Source organism: Devosia sp. SD17-2 (genome assembly GCF_029201565.1).
GTDB lineage: Bacteria > Pseudomonadota > Alphaproteobacteria > Rhizobiales > Devosiaceae > Devosia.
In genome coordinates, this window is sequence record NZ_CP104002.1 from 470,146 (window position 1) to 491,313 (window position 21,168).

Consider the following 21,168-nt stretch of genomic DNA (forward strand, 5'->3'; position numbering starts at 1 on the left):
GCATCACCGACCAATAATAAAGGCGCCCGCAAGGGCGCCTTTGCCATTTCCGGCAGACAGTTCCGGCCGGTTACATGCGGCGGGCGGTGCCGTCGACGGTCTTGCCGTGCTTGCCGGCATAGACATGCACGGGCACGGGCAGGCGGCTGACGATCCAGCTGACCATCAGGGGGACGAGCACAATGTCATCGACCCAGCCCAGAAGCGGGATGAAGTCGGGAAGCACGTCAAACGGATTGACCAGGTAGAAGGCAACAAACAGCGTCGCCGCCTTCAGGTAAAACGGTGTCTGGGGCGCCCAGAAGGCTTTCCAGAGCTGGACAACTTCCTTGCGGAAGAGGACGAGGCGGGGAAGCAGCATGTTCATCATGACCTATAAATGGCCCCGATCGCCGTCGGTTCAAGGTTCCAGAGATCACATATTCTCATCGCACTATCCGCGAGGGTGAACCGGCCCCTGCATTTTTTCGCCGCGGTCGTCACGCCAATGTTCAGTTGCCAGCGTAGAACGGAAAGCCTATCTCAAAATGAACACGAATTTCCGAGGATGATCATGGCCGGTCCAATGCCGCGCAGGCAATCTGTGGGTGTCAATGTGGGCGGCGTCGTCGTTGGCGGCGGTGCGCCGGTCGTGGTGCAATCCATGACCAATACCGACACTGCCGATATTGATGCGACGGTGCGCCAGGTGATGCAACTGGCCCGTGCAGGGTCCGAAATTGTTCGCATCACCGTGGATCGTGATGAGAGCGCCGCCGCGGTGCCGATCATTCGCGACCGGCTGGCCGTGCTTGGCTATGACGTGCCGCTCGTTGGCGACTTTCACTATATCGGCCACAAGCTCCTCACCGACCACCCGGCCTGCGCCGAGGCTTTGGCGAAATACCGCATCAATCCGGGCAATGTCGGCTTCAAGGCAAAGCGCGATACGCAGTTTTCGACGCTGATCGACATTGCCAATCGTCACAACAAGCCAGTGCGGATCGGCGTCAACTGGGGTTCACTCGATGAGGAGCTGCTGACGCGCCTCATGGACGAGAACGCGGTCTCGGCCAATCCAATCTCCGCTGCCGCAGTGCAGCGCGAGGCGATCATCCAGTCGGCGCTTTTGTCTGCCCAGCGGGCCGAAGAGCTCGGCATGGCGCGCGACAAGATCATCCTCTCGACCAAGGTTTCCGATGTCCAGCATCTGATCGCCGTCTATCAGGATCTGGCGGCGCGGTGTGACTATGCCCTCCATCTGGGCCTCACCGAAGCGGGGATGGGTTCGAAGGGCATTGTCGCGTCCTCAGCCGCCTTGGGCATTCTGCTGCAGCAGGGGATCGGTGACACGATCCGCATTTCCCTCACGCCCGAGCCGGGTGGCGATCGGACGACAGAGGTGAAGGTCGCGCAGGAATTGCTGCAGACCATGGGTTTTCGCCAGTTCCTGCCCGTCGTGGCGGCCTGTCCGGGATGTGGCCGGACGACGTCGACAACGTTCCAGTCGCTGGCCAAGGACATTCAGGATCACCTCAATGTCTCGATGCCGGAATGGCGCGAGCGCTATCCAGGCGTCGAGGGCCTGTCGGTCGCGGTGATGGGCTGCATCGTCAATGGCCCCGGCGAAAGCAAGCACGCCAATATCGGCATTTCCCTGCCCGGTACGGGTGAGACGCCAGCAGCACCCGTGTTTGTCGATGGGCAGAAGGTTGCAACCCTGCGCGGCGCCGACGTGGCCGACCAGTTCAAGGTGATGGTCGCGGATTACATTGAGAAGAAGTTCGGCACCGGCAAGCAGGACGCGGCGGAATGAGAGAGACGCTCCGACGTTTCCTCACGCCCGGTGGATCGTCTCGCCGCTGGTTCTGGCTCGCCATGCTCGCCATCGTCCTTATCGTCCTGGGGCTGACGGGCAATCTCCGCCAGTTCTGAGCGCTAAGGTCATGGGCGGTGTCGCTCACGGCCTGACACCGACGGATAAGAAAAGAGGCGCTGGTGGGCGCCTCTTTTGCGTTTGTCAGACGAGGCCTTCGGCCTTGAGCGCAGCCTGGGTGGCGGGACGCGCACCAACGGCTTCGAGCAGCGCCGCAACGCGCGGGAACTTCGAAAAATCGAGGAACTGACGGCCCCAGCCGACAACGGTAAAGGCGTAGGCGTCAGCCTGAGTGTAGTCACCGAGGAGATACGGGCTGTCTTCCGAGAGCATGGCTTCAAGCTGGCCTACGCGGCGGTTGATCTCGCCGATCACACCAGCCTTGTCTTCGTCGGACAGGTTCGGCTTGAACAGGACACCAAAAGCCTTGTGCACATCGGCGACGACGCCGAGTGCTTCCTGCAGGCGGGCACGTTCAATGGTGCCGGCGGCCGGCTTGAGCGCAGCATTGTCGGACGTGTCGCCGAGATACTGAAGAATGGCGGGGCCCTGGGTCACAACAGTGCCGGGAGCAACTTCAAGGGCCGGCACGGCGCCACGCGCATTGATAGCAAAGAAGTCTGCGCCGCTTTCGGTGGTCTTGGCGCGCAGATCGACTTTCTCGATCTCGAAGGGCTTGCCGATTTCGTGGAGAATAATGTGAGAAGCCAGCGAGCAGGCGCCGGGCGAATAGAAGAGCTTCATAGTCTACCTAACTGAAAGTCCGTGCCGCGTGGGCGGCACGGACTAGATAGGTCATTGGCGGTGTTCCGGCCAGAGCAGTTCGGTCGCAGATAAGTCTGAGCTCAGGCCTCGGCCTTGCCCTCCTGCCATTCCGGCAGGGGAAAGACGCGGTCATAGGCCCAGTTAAAGACAAGGGCGTAGACCATGTAGAAAATGGCGAGGCCCAGATCCATGATGAAAGCCTGCCAGAGGCCGATCTGCAGATACCAGGCGATCATCGGCAGCATGATGGTCAGAAGGCCGAGCTCGAACAGGATGGCGTGGAAGACGCGGATGATCTTGGTCTTCTCGGTGGTGCCGCGGAAATGCTGCATCACATGGTCAAAGCCAAGGTTGTAGACATAGTTCCAGAGCATGGCGACGGTGGCGCTGGCGACCACGACAACAACGCTGTCGCCGCCTTCCAGATGGAAGGCGAAGGCAGCCAGCGGGGTGGCCAGCAGAATGCCGATGAGCTCGAAGGAAATAGCGTGGCGAATACGGTCGGCGGTGGTGCGCATGGAAAATGCTCCATGTTTTCCGGGCCGTCCCGGGGAATGCTACCCACGATGGGGGAGGTCGTCCTCGCTTGTTAGTGGATATAGGGCACGCCCGAATGTGGGGCAAGAGGCCCGATGGCCCGGGGATGCAGGGCGAAAACGCCAGCGCGCTGCGGGGTGCTGCTGCCCATGTCGGGGACGTAATACTCAGCGAGAAGGTTCAGGGCTGCGAGCGGAAGGTCTCGACGATAGGGGTCACCCACGAACACTTCGGCGCCTCTTGCCCTGTGCTGCTGCAGGAGCGGCAGGGTCGAGGCGGCCACTGCGGCGTCGTAAAAAACATCCCCAGCGAGCACGATGTCCGCAGGGGTGAGCGGGTCATCGACCAGTGTCAGCGTGACAGCATTGGCCTCAGCGTTGAGCCGGCAGGCGGTTTTGCCGATCAGATCGGGTTCGAAGCTCCTGACCACTGCGCGGGCTTTGGCCGCCGCAATGCCAACGAGGCCAGAACCGGCGCCAATATCCAGAACGGTCCTGCCGGCAACGGTCTCCGGATGGTCCGCGAGATAGAGCGCAAGGGCTGCGCCGCCCGCCCAGGCATAAGCCCAATAGGGGGCGGTATCGGCGCGATCCTGCTCGGCGAGCCATTCGGTCAACCGGCTCTGGGGCGTCGCGCGATGGAGCAGAATATCGGGACGAAAGGGCAGGGGCGCCAGCGTCAGGCGCTGGCGTATAAACTCTTCCGGTGAGAGGCTCACTCGGGCAGCTGGCAAGCATCCACCCATTTGTTGCCGCACAGCTCGCCAAGCCGCTCGACGCTCAGTTTTACCGACGCATGCGTGTCGCCGCCGGCAGGGATGACGATGTCGTAGATCTTGAGCGAGCTATCCAGAAAGATCGGCAGCGGAGCGGGCAGGCCAAATGGGCAGACACCGCCAACTTCATGGCTGGTAAGGCGCAATACATCCTCGGCGCCGAGCATGCGGGGGCGGCCGCCAAAGGCGCTCTTGGACTTCTGGTTGTCGAGGCGGGCGTCACCGCGAGTCACCAGCAGGAATTCCTCGTCCTTGACCCGGATGCAAAGGGTCTTGGCGATCTGGCCGGGCTCCACGCCATGGACTTCTGCCGCCAGCGGGACGGTGGCGGTGGACGCATCGGTGGTGATGACAGAGAGGTCAGGGGCACGCACGGCAAGGTCGGCGCGGACAGAATCAAGGCTCATGAAAATCTCAGAACAGGCTGGAAAGTCTGGTTTCGTAATCGAAGCGCGTCTTGGCATCGACAGGCGTGCTGACCACGCGACGCATGAAGTCGTCGGGGATGGATTTGCTCCCGTCATAGGACATGAGTTCAGCGACGCTGATCCGCTCTCCGGCATAGGGGATGATGGTGACCTCTCGCCCAGCCTCGATGCTTGCAGGTCGCAGCACGCGGCAATAGGCGCCGGGCCGGCGGGCCTTATGGAAGCGCTTGACCCAGAACTTGTCGTCCATCCTGCGGGCGAAGGTCATGCAGGGCGTCCGATGGGCCGTCACTTCCAGCAGGAGGTCGTCGATCTCGAAGTGGTCCCCGATGGCCGTGCTGGCGCTGTCGGTGCCTGAAATCGTCAGGTTCTCGCCAAAGAGACCGGGTGGGGTGGCATAGCCGAGCTCGCCAGCCCAGAAATCATAATCGTCCTGGAAATAGATATAGATTGCCTGGTCCGAACCGCCATGGTGTCGGCGGTCGAGAATGGCGTCCCCGACAATACCCTGATCCGAGATCGGCACCGGGCCGGTGACCGGCTCCTTGTAGATCCCGGTCTTGGCCTTGAGGCCTGGGATCGGCCGGGCCTGCCCGACATTGATGCTGATCAGTCGGGCCTTGTTCATTTTTCCCTGGTGCCGAAATAGCGGGCGGTGGCGCGCAGGCCATCGGCCCTGGGACCAAAGGTGCGGAGGTAACCCAGGGCCTCGTTGATGATGGCATCGAGACGCTGGCGCGCGCCGTCGACGCCGAGTTGAGCGACTAGGGTCTGCTTGCCCTTGCCTTCGTCCTTGCCGGTGGCCTTGCCCATGGTTTCTGCGGTGGCGGTAACGTCGAGAATGTCGTCTGCCAGCTGGAAGGCGCGCCCGGCGGCCTCGGCATAGGCGGTGAGGGCGGACAGAGGCCGCGGCTCGACGCCGCCGAGGATGGCACCCATGCGGACGCTCGCGCGGATGAGGGCGCCGGTCTTCATCGATTGCATGACGGCGATGTCGCCTTCGGAGAACCCGCCCTGTTCGCCCTCGATGTCGCGCATCTGGCCACCGACCATGCCGCCTGCACCGCTCCCTGACGCGAGCTCGGCGACCAGCGCGATGCGCACAGCCGGATCCGGGTGGGTAGCTGGGTCGGCGAGAGTGGCGAAGGCCTGGGTCAGGAGAGCGTCGCCAGCAAGAATGGCCGTGGCGTCGTCATACGCCTTGTGAACGGTCGGGCGGCCGCGGCGGATGTCGTCGTCGTCCATAGCCGGCAGATCGTCATGGATCAGCGAATAGCAATGGACCATCTCGATGGCGAGCCCGGCGCGCAACGCTGCGTCATGCGGCACCGAGAGAATGGCAGCCGCCTGGCGGACGAGCAGCGGGCGCAGCCGCTTGCCACCCTCGAGGCTGCCGTGGCGCATGGCGGCCACCAGGCGCTCGGCGACGGGCCCCGGGCCGGACAAGCCGGGTCCGCTCAGGAGTTCGGAAAGCCCGGCTTCCACGGCGCGAGCACAATCAGCACTGTCAGCGGCAAAATCATACATGGCTTGTTGCTAGCCAATTGGCACGGGGGCGACAAGGGTGCACTTGGCCGATGGCGCTTCTGCCGCTATCAGAATTGCATGGCACGAGGACGCAAGCGGGGAATATGGCGGGCGATCCGCATCTTGAGCGGGATGATCGCCGTGCTGGTGGCCATCCCTCTGGTACTGACGCCGGTCTATCTCCTTGTCGATCCGGTCTCGGTGCCGATGCTCGAGCGTTATGTCACCGGTCGTCCGGTGGTGCGCCAGTGGCGCGACATTGATGAAGTCTCGGATCGCCTCAAGGCATCCATCATCCTCTCAGAAGACGGTCAGTTCTGCCGGCATCTCGGGGTGGATCTGGGGGCGCTGCGGGACGAAGTGGACAATGTGCTAGCCGGTCGGCCTGCGCGCGGAGCCTCGACAATCACCATGCAGGTGGCGCGAAATCTCTTCCTCACCAACCATCCCAGTCATTTCCGAAAGCTGCTGGAGATTCCGCTGGCGGTCTACATCGACCTCGTCATGCCAAAAAAGCGGATCATGGAGATCTATCTCAATATTGCCGAATGGGGTCCTGCCGGCGAGTTTGGCATCGAGGCCGGCGCGCAGCGGGCGTTCGGGCGTGAACCGCAAAATCTCGATTGGCGCACGGCAGGGCTTCTGGCGGTGACGCTGCCCAATCCTCTGCTGCGCAATCCGGCGCGGCCGAACAGCGGCCTCAGTCGGCTGGCAGGGATCGTGGAAGAGCGGGCCCGCCAATATGGCGAGCGCGCGGCCTGCGTCGGGGAAAACGGACGGCTGTCGCTTTAAGCGTCGTCGCCGCCGCCGTGTTCGCGGATCAGTTTGGTTTCTGGGGCAGGGGGCTGCTCATGCGGGCGGCCGAAGTCGGGCGCCGCCGTCTCCTGTCCGGCGTTGATGATCGAGCGGCGGATCGCGCGGGTGCGGGTGAAGAGGTCTTCGAGCGCGGGGCCATCGCCGACACGGACGGCCCGCTGCAGCATGGAGAGATCTTCGAGGAAGCGGCCAAGCATTTCCAGCACCGCATCGCGGTTCGTTAGAAAAATGTCGCGCCACATCACCGGGTCAGAAGCCGCAATACGGGTGAAATCGCGGAACCCGGACGCCGAGAACTTGATGACTTCCGACTGGGTCGCCGTCTCGAGGTCAGCCACCGTGCCCACGATATTGTAGGCAACGAGGTGAGGAATATGGCTGGTGATGGCGAGGACCATGTCGTGATGGCCTGCTTCCATGCATTCGACCATGGACCCCATGGCTTTCCAGAATGAGACGAGTTTCTCGGTCGCTTCCGAGGGGACTTCCGCGCCCGGCGTGAGGACGCACCAGCGGCCTGCGAAAAGTTCCGGAAACCCGGCAGAGGGGCCGGAATGTTCAGTGCCGGCAATAGGGTGGCCGGGGATGAAATGGACATTGCCCGGAACATGGGGGCCGACGACCTTGACCACATGCTCCTTGACCGAGCCCACATCTGACAGGATGGCACCGCGTTCGAGCGCAGGACCAATTGCCTTGGCCAGCCCGTCATAGGCGCCCACCGGCGCGCAGAGGATGACGAGATCGGCGCCGCGCACGGCTTCGGCAGCGTCGAGCGTATAGATGTCACCAAGGCCGAGTTCGCGCGCTTCGTCGAGCGTTTCCTGGCGGCGCGTGGCGATTGCGATGGTATCGACCAGCCCCTGCCGGCGAGCAGCCAGCGCGATCGAGGAACCGATCAGGCCGATGCCAACGAGGGCGAGCTTGCGAAAATGGGCACTCATCAGCCGGTCACCATGGTCTTGAGGATTGCCGCCACCGCCCGCATGTCTGCCTCGGTGCCGATGGAGATGCGCAGGCCCGTCGGGATAGCATAGGACTGGCCGATTTCGCGGGCAATGTAGCCCTCCCCCATCAGTGTCGAGAACGCCTTGGCGGCCATGGCCTCGGTCTCGAACAGCACCATGACGAAGTTGGCCTGGCTGGGCACGACACGCATCTGGTTGGACGTGAGCTCGGCAACGAGGAAATCGCGCCAGCGGGCATTGTGCTCGCGCAGCTTGCTGTTGAACTCACTGTCGCGGGCCGCGGCAGCACCGGCCTGCTGGGCCGGCAGATTGACGTTGAACGGGCCACGGATGCGGTTGAGGGCGTCGATGACGTGGTCGGGACCGTGGAGCCAGCCAATGCGCAGTGCAGCGAGGCCCACTTTGGAGAAGGTGCGGACCATGACCACGTTTTTGGCGGAGGTCACGAGTTCGGCGCCGATGCTGAAATCGGCAGCCGTTACATATTCGGCGTAGGCGTTGTCGACGACCAGCAGGATATCGGGGCGCAGGCCGGCATGAAGGCGGCGCACTTCGCTGTCTGAAATATAGGTGCCGGTGGGATTGTTGGGATTGGCCAGCCAGACAATCTTGGTGCGCGGCGTGACCGCCGCCAGCAGGGCGTCGACATCGGCGGTATAATCATTCTCCTCGGCCATCACGATCGTGGCGCCGGCAGCGCGTGTCACAATTGGATAAACCGAAAAGCCATAGCGGTTCATCACCGCTTCATCGCCTTCTCCCAGATAGCACTGGGCCAGCAGGTGCAGCAGATCGTCCGAGCCATTGCCGCAGACAATGGCCGCAGGATCAAGACCATGCACCTCGCCCAGCGCTTCGCGCAGGAGGCGGGAGCCACCGTCCGGATAGATCTCGAGATTTGCGCCGACGCCGGAATAGGCTTCGATCGCCTTGGGGCTGGCGCCCAGCGGGCTCTCATTGGACGAGAGCTTGACCGCCTTGGTGCCAGGCGCTGCCGATTTCCCCGGAACATAGGGAGCGATGTCGAGAATGCCGGGCTGCGGCTGAGGGTAGTTTTTATGGGACATGATCGGTTCGCGCAGGCAGGAGAAAGCCGCGCGGACCATATGCAAAGAGGGCCCCAAAGGCAAAGGCTCTCTCATCCTCCGCCTGTGAGGGCAGACAAAAAGCCCGCGGCCATTTGCCATGGCCACGGGCTTGAGTAAGCACGGCGAAGACTATCAGTTCGCCAGTGACGGGAGTTCCGCCTCGGAAGCGCGCGAGACTATCGCGCCCAGAGCGGTGAGCGCCGCGATGTCTTCTTCGGTCTGGTCCCCGACCAGAACAATTTCGACACCGGCCAGGGACGGCTCGAACGGCATGATCGCAAGGTTCTTGGGCAGCGTGGCATCAATGATGACCGCACGCTTGACCTTGTCCGGAAAATAGGCGGCCAGCAGAAGCGCAATAACGCCGCCCTGACCCTTGCCCAGGAGACCCAGATGGGTCCTGCCATAGCGGACAAGGTTTTCTTCGAGCAGGAGTTCGAGCTGATAGAGGCCATCGCCGAGCGTGGACAATTCGGGGGCGTCAACCGGCCCGACGGTCCAGAAGTAGCCCTTGGTCTGGCCTGTGCCACCCTGGTTCTGAACGCGTGGCGCACGCACGCCAATGGTCAGAGCATCCGGGCCAAGGACCTCGGCGAGCGTCATGGCATCCTCGAGCATGCCCCAGCGGTCATGAAGGACCAGCCAGGGCATTGCATCTTCGGGCCCGCTGCGCTGGGTCAGAAGGAAGCTGTTGCTTGTCACTCTTCCACCGGGCAGCCGTCGATCCAGCTGATAATGGCTTCGACTTCCTTGTCACGCAGGCTGCCGCTCGGAGGCATCTTGGTGCCAACGCCGCCAACGTCTTCGTGGGTGTTGAGGATCTTGTGCGCCAGATAGCTGAGCTTGGAGTCACCCGGGGTCACGCGGGGCATTTCCGGCAGTTCTTCGCTGGCGACATTGACCAGATAATCGTAGCCGCTGCCCTTCTGGAAGGACACGCCTGAGCCGGGAGAGGCGTCGTTGTGGCAGGCGGCGCACTTGCGAGCGACGATCGGCTCAACAGTGGCGGTGTAGGTGTCGAGGCACGCATTGGCCATCGCTGCGGAGCTGCCGAGAGCGAAGATGATTGCCGTTGCGGCAGTGCGGAGGGACTTCATGGGGAACTCCTAAATCTGTGAACGGCTGCGCTTTGGGCGCAGCCGCTGCAGTGTGGGTTTGTCAGGCCTTAGGCCTGGGAAGCGGCGTGCTGGCCGGCGAGATAGCCGAAGGTGATGCCGAGACCCAGTGTGCCGCCACCGCCGAGGTAGCTCTTGCCCGAAGGCGAGGCCGAGGCGTTGCCAGCGACGTAGAAGCCGGGGATCGGGCTGTCCTTGACGTCGAGAACCTGACCATTGGTGTCGAACATCGGTCCACCCTTGGTGTCGAGCGTGCCGGCACCGAGAAGGATCGCGTAGTACGGACCGGTTTCCGAGATCGCGCCGATGTAGGGGTTCTTGTTGCCCTTATCGACGGTGATGTAGTGGAAGTAGCCATCGATCGGCGCCTGGCCGCGACGGAAGTCCGTATCAACACCGGTTTCGGCGAAGCCGTTGTAGCGGGTGATGGTTTCCTGCAGGTTCGGCAGGAAGTTCTCGTCCAGCTTGTAGGTACCGATGCGCTCGGACAGGCTGTCGAAACGGGCCTGGATATTGGCGGCCAGTTCTTCGAGCGTATCGCCCTTGATCACGTGCTTTGGCAGGTCGGCGCCGACCTTGGGGATCTCGTAACCGCCGAACTCACGGGCACCTTCGTCGAAGATGAAGATCTGGTAGAGGTTCGGGTAGTCACCGGTCCACTGGTCGTACACCTGGTGCGAACGGGTGCGCTCCGGGTAGACGTACTTTTCGTCGTACATGCGCTTGCCGAACTTGTTGACGGCAATCGAGCTGTCCCCACCAAGGAAGAACACGCCGCTCGGAACGCTCGAGAACTCGAGAACCTGTTCCAGAATGACCTGCTGGTTCCAGGCTTCGTTGAGGTTGCCCAGCTTCACGCCGAGTTCGGCGGACATGTTGATCAGGTCGCCTTCGTTGGTCGGAACGGCGCAACCACCGAGGACCGGCGTGCGCAGGAACTGGGTGCGCATATGCTGGTTGTGGGTGAAGCCGCCGGTACCGAAGATCACGCCCTTGGTGCCGCCGATACGCTTGAGACCTTCTGGGGTCTCGACGTGCACGCCGATGACGCGGCCTTCTTCGTTGCGGACAATTTTGACCACACGGTTCTCGGTGCGGATTTCCGCGCCATTGTCTTCGGCGTAGATCGACATGAAGTCGACCATGTCGGCACCGCTGCCGTTCTTGCCATCGACATTGACTGCCAGCTGACGGCCCAGGATCTGACCGTTTTCAGCAATCTGGCCATGGTAGTCGGGAGCAGGCTTGCCGTCCCAGGAGGTGAAGACCTTGGCGGGAAGGGCGCCAACTTCGTCGAGCTTCTCAAACACCGGTGCGGCGTTTTCCCAGAAGGCGTTGAGCTGGGCCCAGTGATGGTCGGTCATGCCGAAGGTCGGGCTCTTGTCATTGTAGAGCTCGGGGAAGGACACCCTGGCGACATAGCGCAGGAAGGTGTCCTTGTCGTCGGTCTGGCCGAATTCGGCCATCCACTTGTTGTTCGGCACCCAGGAGCCGCCGCCGGACTTGCCGGTGGTGCCGCCGATGAAAGCTGCCTTTTCCAGGATAACGACGCTCGCGCCGCCGTGCAGGGCGCCGATGGCCGCGGCCAGGGACGCGCCACCGGAACCGGCGACAACGACGTCGAATTCTTCATCCCACTGGTTTTCCTGCGCATTGGCAGCAGTAACCGTGACTGCACCGAGTGCAGTGGAGGCGGCGCCCATACCTGCGGCGGCCATAAATGCGCGACGAGATACGCGGCTCTTTTCGTTAGTCGACAAAGCAGTCTCCCTGCATGCGTTGTTGTAGTCGGGCGGGTAAATACCGGACCCGAGGTTTGTATGCAAGGATACGAATGTGTCGGAACCTTGCTTTGATCCATCTGTTGAGGAGCAGGGTAAAATTGGTGTAACGGAAGGGACAAACGCGAGGTGACGACAGTGGCAAATCCCTCCCAGACCGATGCGCACGAGCAGAGGCTGAATGTGCGCGCGGACGCGCTTTATCGCGTCCACGAAGTGTCGCGACTGATCAGCAGTCATTTCGATCAGCTTGTGGCGGAGCACGGGATTACCCGAGCGCAATGGACCGCGATAATGCATATCAGCCAAAACTCCGGCGCGTCGCAGAGCCAGATGGCGGAGATCATGCAGATGGGGCGCGCCGCGGCGGGCAAAATGTTCGATCGCCTCGAAGAAAAAGGCTGGATCGAACGGCGGGATGATCCCGATGACAGCCGGCTCCGCCGCGTCTATGCGCGCAACGAAATCGCGCCCCTGCAAGACGTTATCCCCGACGCTGCGGCAAAATTATACGATGTCTTCTACGCTGGCCTGAGTGACCAGCAGGTCAATGAGCTGCACCATACGCTCACGACCATGATCGACAATGCCCGGTCATCGGTGCGGCAGGGGGCTGTCGACGGGAGCTAATCCCGTCCGGTGGGCCGGTGCAGTCGCCAGTCCTGGCAGCCGCACAAACCGCTCCGCTCTTTTTCGGCGCGGGATAGCGGGGAAGGCCTCCTTGCGGGCCCGTACACAGATGACGCCGCTCATCGCCGGGCCGAACAAACGACCCATTCGTTCGAAGAGACGCGTCGAGCGCAGGACCAGAGACATCCGCACGGGCGGCACGAAGAGAGCGTCCCGCCAGGCTTCAGGCACGAAACTGTGATCGCGGAGGAGCTTTTCGAGCTGTCCCGCGGAATAGGGATTGCCCTGGCCGAAGGGATTGTCGTCCCGCTGGGCCCAGATGCCCCGCCGACGGGGCACGACAAGCAGCAGATGACCATTGGGCGCGGTGATGCGCCAGAGCTCACGCATCAGCTCTTCGGCGTCGGCGACGTGCTCGAGGGCGTGGACGGCGATGGTCAGATCCACCGCCGAATCGGTCAGCGGCATTTCCAGCGGATCGCAGAGCACGGTGTGCGAGGGGCCTTCGCGCGGCCAGGCCGAGGCGCCCTGACGCGCCGGCATGAAGGCCAGCACGCGTTCTGCCCGCTCGAGCGCAAAGCGCATATATGGCGTTGCAAAACCAAGGCCCATGACGCGTTTTCCGCCGAGATCGCCGGCCAGAGCGATGACGTTCTCGCGCACGAGTGTCCGGGAGATCCGGCCCAGGGGTGATCGGTAAAATGCAATCAGGCGCGAGACATCGCTGGTCATGGCAGCAATCTAGCCAAAGCCTGGCGGGCTTGTCCAATGGGTGGTTGTCATCGGCGAGGCCGTTGCCTAGCTTCGGGCCAATTCGCCGAACAAGTTAGAAAGACAGGAGTTTTCGTTATGGCATCGATCGTGGATGTGTTTCCCGCCCGCAGCGATAATTATGGGTATCTGGTGCATGACGAGGCCAGCGGCCGGACCGCCGCGATCGACGCACCCGAGGCAGCAGCTATCCGCAACGCCCTGCAGCGCCGGGGTTGGACGCTCACCGATATCCTGATCACTCACCACCATATCGATCATGTTGAAGCGATTGCCGAATTGAAGGCGGCGTTTGGTGCCCGGGTCGTCGGGCCGCGTGACGAGGCCGATAAAATTGAAGGGCTCGATGAGCTGGTGGGTGATGGCGATGTCGTCGAGCTGGGCGAGACGAATTTTGCCGTGATGGCGGCGCCGGGCCATACGCTGGGCCATATCGTCTTCCACGAAGCCGATGGAAAGCACCTTTTCTCGGCCGATGCGCTGTTCTCGCTGGGCGTGGGACGCATGTTCGAGGGGACGCCGGGTCCGATGTGGGAAGGCGTGCGTCGCCTGCGGGAGCTTCCGGACGATACTCTGGTCTATTGCGGGCACGAATACACTGAATCCAATGCGAAATTTGCTCTGAGCATCGACCCGGACAATGAAGCGCTGAAGGTGCGTGCGGCCGAGGTGATGGCCCTGCGCGCTGACGGAAAGCCGACCATTCCGTTCAACCTTGGCGAGGACAAGAAGGCCAACCCGTTCCTGCGGGCCGATGCGCCGGAGCTGGCAAAGGTCTATGGGCTCGAAGGAAAAGATGCGGGCGAGGTGTTTGGCGCTATCCGAAAGGGCAAGGACAACTTCTGAGGCCCAAGGCGAATCAATAAAATTGCAGGCAACCAAAATTGCAAGGTCCGCATTGGGCCTTGCAGGGTGCCGGAGCTGTAACTTTTGGGTCGCAATTCGTTAACAGACTGTTAACATCTGGCACGCGCCTTGCTCCTTATGGGGCAAAGGGATGGCTCGAATGTTCCAAAGCGGGACGGTCGAGCCAAAACAGGACAGGCGAGCCCAGAATGCCCGACTACGAAACAGATCGTCCAGGAATGCCCGTGCCGCTCACCATCACGCTGGAGCGGCCGTCGCTCGCGCGTTCGGCGCCGAGTGCCGCATTTGTGAGCCAGTTGCTGGCTGAGCGGGATCGCCTGCCGCCGCAGCGCGAGCGGCGCACGGCGAGTCTTGATCGGGCGTTGGGCGCCTATGCCCAGGGCGGGCGAATCACCCAGCGGCGCATGCCGCAGGGTTTTCGAAAGATGGTCATGGCCTGAGGCAGGCGCGGTTCGGGAACCGCGCCTTTTTTCTGCCTGCTGCGCTCAGTTCATCGAAACGTCGCGGCTGGCGCTGGTGATCGAGACGGTGAAACCGGCGACCACATCGATCAGGCTCATCACCATGAGCAGGAAGAACACCGAGCTCGAGGCGGCACCGACGAGCAGGAACTCCACGAGGAAGACGACAAAAACCACCATTGAGAGCATGTGCTCGATGATGGAGTTGCGCGCCGTTCCGGTCGACTTCAGCACTTCAAAGAACAGCAGTACGATGCCGAGAACGAGCAGCAGGTCGCCTGCCGTAATCGCCCATGGCATGCCCGAGGGCATGGGCAGGGAGAAGAGACCAAAAATCCAGTTGGCCGGATTGCCGCCGAAGAACAGGAAGACAATCAGGTTGTAGAGCACCAGAGGGATGACCAGCAGCGGCACAACAAAATTGCTGCTGCGGCGGGTTGCTGGGCGGCTGGGCAGGATGACGGTCTCAGTCATGGGAAGGCTCTCCGATAGGAGACGCACCTTGCCAGAGGAACTTGGCGGGCGGAAGGGGAGCCTCGGGCGGTTTGCGCCGCCCGTGACATTCTCCTCCTGTGCGAAAGTAAGTCAGCCTTCCGGAGAGAACGAGAGCGCGCGCGGCACATTGGGTGAGGGTTTCCTGCGGGCGGCGTTCTGGGTGAGAAACGAAACCGCGGCGAGCACGAGGCCCAAGAGGGCGGGGAAATAGCCGCCATCGCCAACGTTGATATGGGCGGATGCAGCGAGCAGCAGGTGGAAGAGGATACCGGCGTAGGCCAGGTCGCTGAGGCCCACCGAGACACGGCTCAGGATGGCGAGCGGCGCGGCAATTTTTGCGACAATCAGCAGCGAGACCAGATAGGCCGGATAGCCGAAGGCGGCAAACCCCTCTTCGATCGTGGGCCGCTGGAAGAGATACATGACTGCGCCCGAAGCGTAGATCAGGCAGAGGAGGGTCGTGCTGACCCAATAAGCAATCTTGGCAGGTTTCACTGTGCAAGCCCCTTTGCATCGTCGGCCGCCCGACGCGGCGTGCCGTGTCCGATGATGACAGACTAGGTCAGGGCAGGTCGAGAGGGCTGGCGGGCCTGGTGCGGCGCTTGCGGCCCTCAGTGCTTCGGCCGATATGCCGCGATTTCTCAGGCGGGCAGGGAGGCGGTGATATCGGCGTTTTCGCGAGAGGGCTGGGGCGGAAACACGCGGTTTCGGCCGAGGCGCTTGGCCTGATAGAGGGCGTCGTCGGCGACGGACAGCAGCGTCGATGCAGGAGCGGTGCGAGTGTCTATCTCGGCAGCGCCCAGACTGGCAGTGATGACCCCGCTGGGGTCGCTGCTGTGCCGATGCGGTATGGCAGCATCGCGAATGGCGAGGCGAATGTCTTCGGCGAGGCTGACCACCTGGGCAATGGAGGCATCGGGAAGCAACACCAGGATTTCCTCGCCGCCATAGCGGAAGGCTTCGCCGCTGGTGCCAATGACATCGCGCACGATCTGGCTGACGCGGCGTAGGCACTGGTCGCCGGCGATGTGACCATGGGTGTCGTTGTAGAGCTTGAAGTGATCGATATCGAGCATAATCGCCGCGAGGCGGCCAGCGCCGGTGGGTCGGGTCCACAACTGGTCGAGGCGGAGGGACAGGGCGCGCCGGTTGTTGAGGCCGGTGAGGTCGTCATGCTCACTCTGGTGGCGCAGCTGCGCCGCCAGCATGCCGTTCTGCAGGTGCTGCAGGAAATTGCGCCGGGCAGCGCGCTCCATGGCAAACGCCGCCAGCACGAGGAAGGCGGTGAAGGTGACGTAGAAGGTGATTATGCCACTATAGGTGACATCGTCGAAACTTCCATTGAGTGCGGTGGTGACGAGCTGAATGGCCAGAATGCCTATGCAGCCTGTGAGCACGGCGTAGAAACGCGGCCGTAGCAGCACGACCATGAACAACAGCGTGCTGACTGTGCCGGTCTGATAGGCATAGGCATAGTCGCTCTGGGTAACTGCCAGCACGCCCATGGGCAGGATGGCACCCAGCAGGCCGACGCCAACCGACAGCCCCTCGTAGAGCAAAGCGCTGGGAAAGAGGCGCATCAGGATGATGACGGCGATGCCATAGGGCAGGAATATGCCGAAGCGCAGGACGAACAGCAGCTCGGCATTGGCGGCCATCATGGTCTGATCGCCGAGATAGGCGAGGCAGTAGAACATCGTGCCCACGGTCGCCCAGATCGGCACCATGGGGGCGCGCTGATCGAGGTAGGTGCGCAGATAGGCCGCTTCCAGAGCACGCGGAAACCTCAGGCGTAGCCCCTTCTGGCCGAGCGCGCGTTCGACGTCTTGCTGGTCTGGAGGCTGCTCGGCGGACATGGTTCTAAAAATAGTCAGGCTGAAATCGTCTTCGTCAAATCACTGTCGCCATTGTCGCGCGAATGGGCGCGGAAGGCCACAGGTCGTTCCATGATCGTCACAGGATCGGCGTAATCGGCCAAAAACACTAACCGAGTTAATGGGAACTTCCCCTTCACGCTGGTGTTACCGATGCAGTCGTGAACAGGGCGAGATAGAGATGAACCCATTCCTGGACATATGGAACGACGTGGCGACGTCGTTCGAAGCCACGCCGCCGCTGGTCGCGGCCGCGCGCTTGATTGTGGCAGTGGTACTGGGCGGTCTGATCGGGTTCGAGCGGGAGGTGAACTCCCGCAGCGCGGGCCTGCGCACCCATATCCTGATTTCGATGGGAGCGTGCCTGTTTGCCCTGCTCGCCTTCGAGATCATCGAGTTTTCGGCCGATATCGAGGGCGAGCACTCTGCCGACCCGCTGCGCCTCATCAGTTCAGTGACCTCGGGTGTGGCCTTCCTGGCTGCCGGCTCGATCATGGTGTCGGGTGGCAAGGTGATGGGGCTGACCACCGGGGCCGGGATGTGGATGGCGGGCGCCATCGGCCTGGCCTGCGGCATTGGCAAGATCGGGCTCGCCGCGATGGCCTGCGTCCTGGTGTTGATCACGCTCTCGGTCATCGGGGCGCTCAAGAAGAAGACGCTGGAGGATGAAGAGGGCGCGACAGAGACGGGGGCCGACGCGCGCTGATGCGTGTCGAACTGCGTTCGAGTGCTTCGTCGTGAGGACGGAACGCCCGGCCGTGTCCTGACCGGGCGATGAGGAGACGGCCCATGCAAATGGCAAAGAACATCGTCTGTATCTGGTATGACAAGGGCGCCGAGGAAGCTGCGCGCTTTTACGCCGAAACCTTTCCCGACACTTCCGTCGGGGCCGTCAGCCGGGCGCCGAGCGACAATCCCTCCGGCAAGCAAGGGGAAGTGCTCACCGTCGAATTTACGGTGATGGGCATTCCCTGCATCGGGCTCAATGGCGGCCCGGCCTTCAAGCACACGGAGGCGTTTTCCATGCAGGTCACGACAGAGGACCAGGCGGAAACCGACCGCTACTGGAACGCCATCGTCGGCAATGGCGGGGAGGAGAGCATGTGCGGCTGGTGCAAGGACAAATGGGGGATATCCTGGCAGATCACGCCGCGCGTTCTGAACGAGGCCATGGCGGCCGGGGGCGCGGAGGCCCAGCGGGCCTTTGAGGCGATGATGAGCATGAAGAAGATCGACGTGGCGGCGATAGAGGCGGCGCGTCGAGGGTAAGGTAGGTTTTTTTTGGGGGGGGTACCCCCTCCTAGCCTCCCTCTGCTAGGGGGAGGGACCAGGCTGGTGGCTGGGGACCTATCGCGTTGGCGATGGGCCTTGCCTTCAGGTAGTCGGAGCGCGCTCAGGGCGCGCTCCGGGAAATCAAAAACTCAAAACATCACTTCTTGAGGGTGAGCGGGCCGACCATCTGCTCAGGCTTGACCTCGGCGTCGAATTCTTCGCCGGTGAGCAGGCCCAGTTCGATTGCCGTCTCGCGCAGGGTCGAGCCGTTCTTGTGGGCGGTCTTGGCGATCTTGGCGGCGTTGTCGTAGCCGATCTTGCGGTTGAGCGCGGTGACCAGCATCAGCGACTGGTCGACCAGCTGCTTGATACGCTTGTGGTCGGGCTCGATGCCGATGGCGCAATTGTCGTTGAAGGACTTTGCGGCGTCGGCGAGCAGGCGCACGGACTGCAGGAAGTTGTAGGCGATGACGGGCTTGAAGACGTTGAGCTCGAAATTGCCCTGGCTGGCGGCAAAGCCGATGGCAGCGTCATTGCCCATAACCTGGGCGACCACCATGGTCATGGCTTCGGACTGGGTCGGATTGACCTTGCCGGGCATGATCGAGGAGCCGGGCTCGTTTTCCGGAATGGTGATTTCACCCAGGCCCGAACGCGGGCCGGAGGCGAGCCAGCGCACGTCATTGGCGATCTTCATGAAGGCGACGGCGAGTTGCTTGAGCGCGCCCGAGGTGCCGACAAAGGCGTCGTGGCCGGCGAGCAGGGCGAACTTGTTGGGGCCGGTGACGAAGTCATGGCCCGTGAGCTCGGCGATTTCCTTGGCGACGGCCACAGCATAGTCGGGGTGGGCATTGAGGCCGGTGCCGACGGCAGTGCCGCCCAACGCCAGTTCCTTGAGCTGGGGCATGGTGGCCTTGATGGCGGCCATGGCGTAGTCGATCTGGGCCACCCAGCCGGAGATCTCCTGGCCGAGGGTCAGCGGGGTCGCGTCCTGGAGATGGGTGCGGCCGATCTTGACCACATCCATGAACTCTTCGGACTTGGCCGCCAGTGTGTTGCGCAGCAGCGCGACGCGTTCATAGAGATAGTTTTCCACGGCTTCCACGGCCGCGATGTGCATGGCGGTCGGGTAGGTGTCGTTGGAGGACTGGCTCATGTTGACGTGGTCATTGGGGTGCACGGGCTTTTTCGAACCCATGGTGCCGCCGGCCATTTCAATGGCGCGGTTGGAAATGACCTCGTTGACGTTCATGTTCGACTGGGTGCCCGAGCCGGTCTGCCAGACCACGAGCGGGAAATGATCGGCAAGCTTGCCGGAAATCACTTCGTCCGCGGCAGCGACGATGAGGTCGCGCGTGGCTTCGTCCATGAGGCCGAGCTTGGTATTGGCCAGGGCGGCGGCCTTCTTGAGAATGCCGAAGGCGCGAACGATCTCGGTGGGCATCTTTTCCCCGCCGATGTCGAAATTCATCAGGCTTCGGGCCGTCTGCGCGCCGTAATATTTGTCGGTCGGCACATTGATGGTGCCCATGGTGTCCGATTCAACGCGCGTGGTCATGCCTGGCTCTCCAAAGCTGCTGCCGGTTTTTGTGGCGGAAAGGAAAAAGAAACGGCCGACCCTTTTGCAAGGATCGGCCGCGAAATCTTCAAAGTGAGCGCATCAGCGCCGCAAGCCCTTGGGTTTACTTCTTGACGGCAAGAATCTGACGGCCGCGATACATGCCGGTCTTGAGATCGACGTGGTGCGGACGGCGCAGTTCGCCCGAATCCTTGTCTTCCACATATGTGGGGTTCGCGAGTGCGTCAGCCGAGCGACGGAAGCCGCGCTTCATCGGCGAGGTCTTGCGTTTTGGAACTGCCATGGTCCGGTCCTTCCGAATTCAAATATTTTCTGCCGCCGCGAGACGGCTCAGAGAGCTCGTCTCTGATGGGGGATTGGCGCGGTCTATAAATTACTTGCCGGGCTTTGGCAACACGAGTCAGCGCGGCATTTTTCGAACTTTGGTGCGATGTGGCGCTGGCGTGCGGTGCCTGGCCTCCCCGCCGCGACCGCCGAAAGGCCCGGGAAGGCGACCGGCGGGTGTGGCCGGCCGCTCGACGCGGCCAGCCGGGGATCAGAACAATGGCGGGATGACGCCGAGGGGCACGAGGCCAGAAGAGACGGTGCCGGCTCGGAAATTGACCTGATTGAGGTGGCGGCCATCGGCGCCAGGGACGCCGAGCACGAGGGTGCGCAGGGGCTCTTCGATCATGGCGCCGATGCGTTCAGCCACGCCCTGGGAGGTGATGTCGATCTGGCCATTGAGGAGGCCCGCCTCGTCCAGGACGAGATTGCCGGTGGCTTCAAGGTCCGAGCCTGCGTCCTTGGAGCGCAGGGCGATGGTATCGATCCTGCCGCCGGCGCGCTGCCAGGCCGGGATGAGGCCAGCGGTGTCGATCTCGCGCAGATCGTCGGGCAGGCGGGTGATCTCGCTTTCGAGCTCGATATCGGCGGCGGTAACGGCCGCGCCGGGGTAATCAAGGCCCGTGGCACGGGCAAAGAGCGCGAGGTCGGCAAGGCCCTGGGTGGCGTCATGGCGCTCGGGAATGTCGAGCAGGTGCATTTCGACATTATTGGCGCGGGCAATCATGGCGTCGCCGAACAGCAGGTCGTTCCAGCTGACATTGGTGCCGATGAGGGAGAGGCGGGCAATGCGCCAGTTGTCGAGCCGCAGGCTGGCCTCGAGACCATCCCAGGACACGGCGGAGCGCTGACCGGTGAAGGCATCCGAGATTTCGGCGGCACCGCGGGCCGAGGCCAGCAAATGGGTGGGCCGATAGACGATGGCGCTGGCGCGCACTTCGGGGAATTCGACCAGAACATCGCCCGAGACAATGACCGTATCGGTGCAACTGATGTCGATATTGAACGGATAGCCGCCGATGCCGAGGGTGGCGCAGGTGAGCTGGGGGGCGGTTTCGCCATCGGCGAAGGCCAGCGCCTCGACCTGCTGTCGGATCTGGCTGGTGATGAAATACCAGCCGGCCGTCCAGGCGAGACACACGAGGAGGACGATAGAGCCCAGGATTATGATTCGCTTCTTCATCGTTCTCTTCTATCTTCGCCGACGGCGGGGCAAAAGCGGATTGCTTGACGCATTCCT

Annotated in this window: 27 protein-coding genes; 8 read left to right on the forward strand and 19 right to left on the reverse strand. The window is 62.5% G+C overall.

Annotated features, from left to right (window positions below; translation table 11 throughout):
• Positions 1–70 precede the first annotated feature (70 nt).
• Positions 71–361, reverse strand: a complete 291-nt coding sequence (locus NYQ88_RS02315; protein WP_275653382.1) for a DUF1232 domain-containing protein — start codon at positions 359–361, stop codon at positions 71–73.
• 192 nt (positions 362–553) lie between these two features.
• Here NYQ88_RS02315 and ispG point away from each other — a divergent pair, with 192 nt between their 5' ends.
• A complete protein-coding gene (gene ispG / locus NYQ88_RS02320; protein WP_275653383.1) occupies positions 554–1,795 on the forward strand; it encodes a flavodoxin-dependent (E)-4-hydroxy-3-methylbut-2-enyl-diphosphate synthase in 1,242 nt (413 codons plus the stop codon).
• Positions 1,792–1,914, forward strand: a complete 123-nt coding sequence (locus NYQ88_RS02325) for a hypothetical protein (protein ID WP_275653384.1) — start codon at positions 1,792–1,794, stop codon at positions 1,912–1,914. Before ispG ends, NYQ88_RS02325 begins: the two co-directional genes overlap by 4 nt.
• 85 nt (positions 1,915–1,999) lie before the next feature.
• Here NYQ88_RS02325 and NYQ88_RS02330 read toward each other — a convergent pair whose 3' ends face one another.
• The 6 genes from NYQ88_RS02330 to NYQ88_RS02355 all read right to left on the reverse strand — a co-directional run bounded on the left by NYQ88_RS02330 (position 2,000) and on the right by NYQ88_RS02355 (position 5,887).
• Positions 2,000–2,599: a glutathione binding-like protein gene (locus NYQ88_RS02330; protein ID WP_275653385.1), complete on the reverse strand. Its 600-nt coding sequence runs from the start codon at positions 2,597–2,599 to the stop codon at positions 2,000–2,002.
• A gap of 101 nt (positions 2,600–2,700) precedes the next feature.
• Positions 2,701–3,138, reverse strand: a complete 438-nt coding sequence (locus NYQ88_RS02335) for a PACE efflux transporter (protein ID WP_275653386.1) — start codon at positions 3,136–3,138, stop codon at positions 2,701–2,703.
• 71 nt (positions 3,139–3,209) lie between these two features.
• Complete coding sequence (locus NYQ88_RS02340; RefSeq protein ID WP_275653387.1) at positions 3,210–3,875, reverse strand: 50S ribosomal protein L11 methyltransferase; 666 nt, start codon at positions 3,873–3,875, stop codon at positions 3,210–3,212.
• The gene (locus NYQ88_RS02345; RefSeq protein ID WP_275653388.1) at positions 3,872–4,339 is read right to left on the reverse strand and encodes a YbaK/EbsC family protein; all 468 of its coding nucleotides are present in this window, start codon (positions 4,337–4,339) and stop codon (positions 3,872–3,874) included. Before NYQ88_RS02345 ends, NYQ88_RS02340 begins: the two co-directional genes overlap by 4 nt.
• A 7-nt stretch (positions 4,340–4,346) precedes the next feature.
• Complete coding sequence (locus NYQ88_RS02350; RefSeq protein WP_275653389.1) at positions 4,347–4,988, reverse strand: MOSC domain-containing protein; 642 nt, start codon at positions 4,986–4,988, stop codon at positions 4,347–4,349.
• Complete coding sequence (locus NYQ88_RS02355; RefSeq protein ID WP_275653390.1) at positions 4,985–5,887, reverse strand: polyprenyl synthetase family protein; 903 nt, start codon at positions 5,885–5,887, stop codon at positions 4,985–4,987. The genes NYQ88_RS02350 and NYQ88_RS02355 overlap by 4 nt, the downstream gene beginning before the upstream one ends.
• Before the next feature lie 78 nt (positions 5,888–5,965).
• On the opposite strand from NYQ88_RS02355, the gene NYQ88_RS02360 reads away from it, so the two are divergent.
• A complete protein-coding gene (locus NYQ88_RS02360) occupies positions 5,966–6,679 on the forward strand; it encodes a transglycosylase domain-containing protein (RefSeq protein WP_275653391.1) in 714 nt (237 codons plus the stop codon).
• On the opposite strand, the gene NYQ88_RS02365 is transcribed toward NYQ88_RS02360, so the two are convergent.
• The 5 genes from NYQ88_RS02365 to NYQ88_RS02385 all read right to left on the reverse strand — a co-directional run bounded on the left by NYQ88_RS02365 (position 6,676) and on the right by NYQ88_RS02385 (position 11,634).
• Positions 6,676–7,647 carry a prephenate/arogenate dehydrogenase family protein gene (locus NYQ88_RS02365; protein ID WP_275653392.1) on the reverse strand — a complete coding sequence of 324 codons (972 nt, stop codon included), beginning with the start codon at positions 7,645–7,647 and terminating at the stop codon, positions 6,676–6,678. The two genes, NYQ88_RS02360 and NYQ88_RS02365, sit on opposite strands and share 4 nt — an antisense overlap.
• On the reverse strand, positions 7,647–8,738 hold the full coding sequence (locus NYQ88_RS02370) for a histidinol-phosphate transaminase (RefSeq protein ID WP_275653393.1): 1,092 nt from the start codon (positions 8,736–8,738) through the stop codon (positions 7,647–7,649). Before NYQ88_RS02370 ends, NYQ88_RS02365 begins: the two co-directional genes overlap by 1 nt.
• A 153-nt stretch (positions 8,739–8,891) precedes the next feature.
• Positions 8,892–9,461, reverse strand: a complete 570-nt coding sequence (locus NYQ88_RS02375; protein WP_275653394.1) for a hypothetical protein — start codon at positions 9,459–9,461, stop codon at positions 8,892–8,894.
• The gene (locus NYQ88_RS02380; RefSeq protein ID WP_275653395.1) at positions 9,458–9,856 is read right to left on the reverse strand and encodes a c-type cytochrome; all 399 of its coding nucleotides are present in this window, start codon (positions 9,854–9,856) and stop codon (positions 9,458–9,460) included. Before NYQ88_RS02380 ends, NYQ88_RS02375 begins: the two co-directional genes overlap by 4 nt.
• A 68-nt stretch (positions 9,857–9,924) precedes the next feature.
• Positions 9,925–11,634 carry an FAD-binding protein gene (locus NYQ88_RS02385; protein WP_275653396.1) on the reverse strand — a complete coding sequence of 570 codons (1,710 nt, stop codon included), beginning with the start codon at positions 11,632–11,634 and terminating at the stop codon, positions 9,925–9,927.
• A 159-nt stretch (positions 11,635–11,793) separates the two neighbouring features.
• On the opposite strand from NYQ88_RS02385, the gene NYQ88_RS02390 reads away from it, so the two are divergent.
• The gene (locus tag NYQ88_RS02390) at positions 11,794–12,285 is read left to right on the forward strand and encodes a MarR family transcriptional regulator (RefSeq protein ID WP_275653397.1); all 492 of its coding nucleotides are present in this window, start codon (positions 11,794–11,796) and stop codon (positions 12,283–12,285) included.
• On the opposite strand, the gene NYQ88_RS02395 is transcribed toward NYQ88_RS02390, so the two are convergent.
• Positions 12,250–13,017, reverse strand: a complete 768-nt coding sequence (locus tag NYQ88_RS02395) for a methyltransferase domain-containing protein (RefSeq protein WP_275653398.1) — start codon at positions 13,015–13,017, stop codon at positions 12,250–12,252. The two genes, NYQ88_RS02390 and NYQ88_RS02395, sit on opposite strands and share 36 nt — an antisense overlap.
• Positions 13,018–13,134: 117 nt before the next feature.
• Between NYQ88_RS02395 and gloB the strand changes: the two genes are divergently transcribed.
• Both gloB and NYQ88_RS02405 read left to right on the forward strand, forming a co-directional pair.
• Entirely contained in the window at positions 13,135–13,902 is a 768-nt protein-coding gene (gene gloB / locus NYQ88_RS02400; protein ID WP_275653399.1) for a hydroxyacylglutathione hydrolase, read from the forward strand.
• 209 nt (positions 13,903–14,111) lie between these two features.
• A complete protein-coding gene (locus NYQ88_RS02405) occupies positions 14,112–14,363 on the forward strand; it encodes a hypothetical protein (RefSeq protein WP_275653400.1) in 252 nt (83 codons plus the stop codon).
• Positions 14,364–14,408: 45 nt separating this feature from the next.
• On the opposite strand, the gene NYQ88_RS02410 is transcribed toward NYQ88_RS02405, so the two are convergent.
• The 3 genes from NYQ88_RS02410 to NYQ88_RS02420 form a co-directional block, all read right to left on the reverse strand.
• Positions 14,409–14,858, reverse strand: coding sequence for a hypothetical protein (locus NYQ88_RS02410; protein ID WP_275653401.1), 450 nt, complete (start codon positions 14,856–14,858; stop codon positions 14,409–14,411).
• Positions 14,859–14,969: 111 nt separating this feature from the next.
• Positions 14,970–15,374, reverse strand: coding sequence for a DoxX family protein (locus NYQ88_RS02415; RefSeq protein ID WP_275653402.1), 405 nt, complete (start codon positions 15,372–15,374; stop codon positions 14,970–14,972).
• Positions 15,375–15,520: 146 nt separating this feature from the next.
• Positions 15,521–16,735, reverse strand: coding sequence for a GGDEF domain-containing protein (locus NYQ88_RS02420; protein WP_275653403.1), 1,215 nt, complete (start codon positions 16,733–16,735; stop codon positions 15,521–15,523).
• 199 nt (positions 16,736–16,934) lie between these two features.
• Between NYQ88_RS02420 and NYQ88_RS02425 the strand changes: the two genes are divergently transcribed.
• Both NYQ88_RS02425 and NYQ88_RS02430 read left to right on the forward strand, forming a co-directional pair.
• Positions 16,935–17,459, forward strand: coding sequence for an MgtC/SapB family protein (locus NYQ88_RS02425; protein ID WP_275653404.1), 525 nt, complete (start codon positions 16,935–16,937; stop codon positions 17,457–17,459).
• Positions 17,460–17,548: 89 nt separating this feature from the next.
• Positions 17,549–18,022 carry a VOC family protein gene (locus NYQ88_RS02430; RefSeq protein ID WP_275653405.1) on the forward strand — a complete coding sequence of 158 codons (474 nt, stop codon included), beginning with the start codon at positions 17,549–17,551 and terminating at the stop codon, positions 18,020–18,022.
• Positions 18,023–18,182: 160 nt separating this feature from the next.
• Here the strand turns inward: NYQ88_RS02430 and fumC are convergent, their stop codons facing one another.
• From fumC to NYQ88_RS02445, 3 genes are all read right to left on the reverse strand, one after another.
• Positions 18,183–19,583 (reverse strand): class II fumarate hydratase, encoded by a 1,401-nt coding sequence (gene fumC / locus NYQ88_RS02435; RefSeq protein ID WP_275653406.1) that lies wholly within the window; start codon positions 19,581–19,583, stop codon positions 18,183–18,185.
• 124 nt (positions 19,584–19,707) lie between these two features.
• Positions 19,708–19,887: a 50S ribosomal protein L32 gene (gene rpmF, locus NYQ88_RS02440; protein WP_275605456.1), complete on the reverse strand. Its 180-nt coding sequence runs from the start codon at positions 19,885–19,887 to the stop codon at positions 19,708–19,710.
• 252 nt (positions 19,888–20,139) lie between these two features.
• A complete protein-coding gene (locus NYQ88_RS02445) occupies positions 20,140–21,111 on the reverse strand; it encodes a DUF2125 domain-containing protein (RefSeq protein ID WP_275653407.1) in 972 nt (323 codons plus the stop codon).
• Between the last annotated feature and the right edge of the window lie 57 nt (positions 21,112–21,168).

Bases quoted from the DNA above. Each gene is read 5' to 3' on its own strand.
- NYQ88_RS02420 (WP_275653403.1), bottom strand. From the start codon at position 16,735: ATGTCCGCCGAGCAGCCTCCAGACCAGCAAGACGTCGAACGCGCGCTC.
- NYQ88_RS02405 (WP_275653400.1), top strand. From the start codon at position 14,112: ATGCCCGACTACGAAACAGATCGTCCAGGAATGCCCGTGCCGCTCACC.
- NYQ88_RS02395 (WP_275653398.1), bottom strand. From the start codon at position 13,017: ATGACCAGCGATGTCTCGCGCCTGATTGCATTTTACCGATCACCCCTG.
- NYQ88_RS02370 (WP_275653393.1), bottom strand. From the start codon at position 8,738: ATGTCCCATAAAAACTACCCTCAGCCGCAGCCCGGCATTCTCGACATC.
- gloB (WP_275653399.1), top strand. From the start codon at position 13,135: ATGGCATCGATCGTGGATGTGTTTCCCGCCCGCAGCGATAATTATGGG.
- NYQ88_RS02335 (WP_275653386.1), bottom strand. From the start codon at position 3,138: ATGCGCACCACCGCCGACCGTATTCGCCACGCTATTTCCTTCGAGCTC.
- NYQ88_RS02355 (WP_275653390.1), bottom strand. From the start codon at position 5,887: ATGTATGATTTTGCCGCTGACAGTGCTGATTGTGCTCGCGCCGTGGAA.
- NYQ88_RS02425 (WP_275653404.1), top strand. From the start codon at position 16,935: ATGAACCCATTCCTGGACATATGGAACGACGTGGCGACGTCGTTCGAA.
- NYQ88_RS02345 (WP_275653388.1), bottom strand. From the start codon at position 4,339: ATGAGCCTTGATTCTGTCCGCGCCGACCTTGCCGTGCGTGCCCCTGAC.
- NYQ88_RS02325 (WP_275653384.1), top strand. From the start codon at position 1,792: ATGAGAGAGACGCTCCGACGTTTCCTCACGCCCGGTGGATCGTCTCGC.
- ispG (WP_275653383.1), top strand. From the start codon at position 554: ATGGCCGGTCCAATGCCGCGCAGGCAATCTGTGGGTGTCAATGTGGGC.
- NYQ88_RS02315 (WP_275653382.1), bottom strand. From the start codon at position 361: ATGCTGCTTCCCCGCCTCGTCCTCTTCCGCAAGGAAGTTGTCCAGCTC.
- NYQ88_RS02330 (WP_275653385.1), bottom strand. From the start codon at position 2,599: ATGAAGCTCTTCTATTCGCCCGGCGCCTGCTCGCTGGCTTCTCACATT.
- NYQ88_RS02410 (WP_275653401.1), bottom strand. From the start codon at position 14,858: ATGACTGAGACCGTCATCCTGCCCAGCCGCCCAGCAACCCGCCGCAGC.
- rpmF (WP_275605456.1), bottom strand. From the start codon at position 19,887: ATGGCAGTTCCAAAACGCAAGACCTCGCCGATGAAGCGCGGCTTCCGT.
- NYQ88_RS02350 (WP_275653389.1), bottom strand. From the start codon at position 4,988: ATGAACAAGGCCCGACTGATCAGCATCAATGTCGGGCAGGCCCGGCCG.
- NYQ88_RS02360 (WP_275653391.1), top strand. From the start codon at position 5,966: ATGGCACGAGGACGCAAGCGGGGAATATGGCGGGCGATCCGCATCTTG.
- NYQ88_RS02445 (WP_275653407.1), bottom strand. From the start codon at position 21,111: ATGAAGAAGCGAATCATAATCCTGGGCTCTATCGTCCTCCTCGTGTGT.
- NYQ88_RS02365 (WP_275653392.1), bottom strand. From the start codon at position 7,647: ATGAGTGCCCATTTTCGCAAGCTCGCCCTCGTTGGCATCGGCCTGATC.
- NYQ88_RS02380 (WP_275653395.1), bottom strand. From the start codon at position 9,856: ATGAAGTCCCTCCGCACTGCCGCAACGGCAATCATCTTCGCTCTCGGC.
- NYQ88_RS02430 (WP_275653405.1), top strand. From the start codon at position 17,549: ATGGCAAAGAACATCGTCTGTATCTGGTATGACAAGGGCGCCGAGGAA.
- fumC (WP_275653406.1), bottom strand. From the start codon at position 19,583: ATGACCACGCGCGTTGAATCGGACACCATGGGCACCATCAATGTGCCG.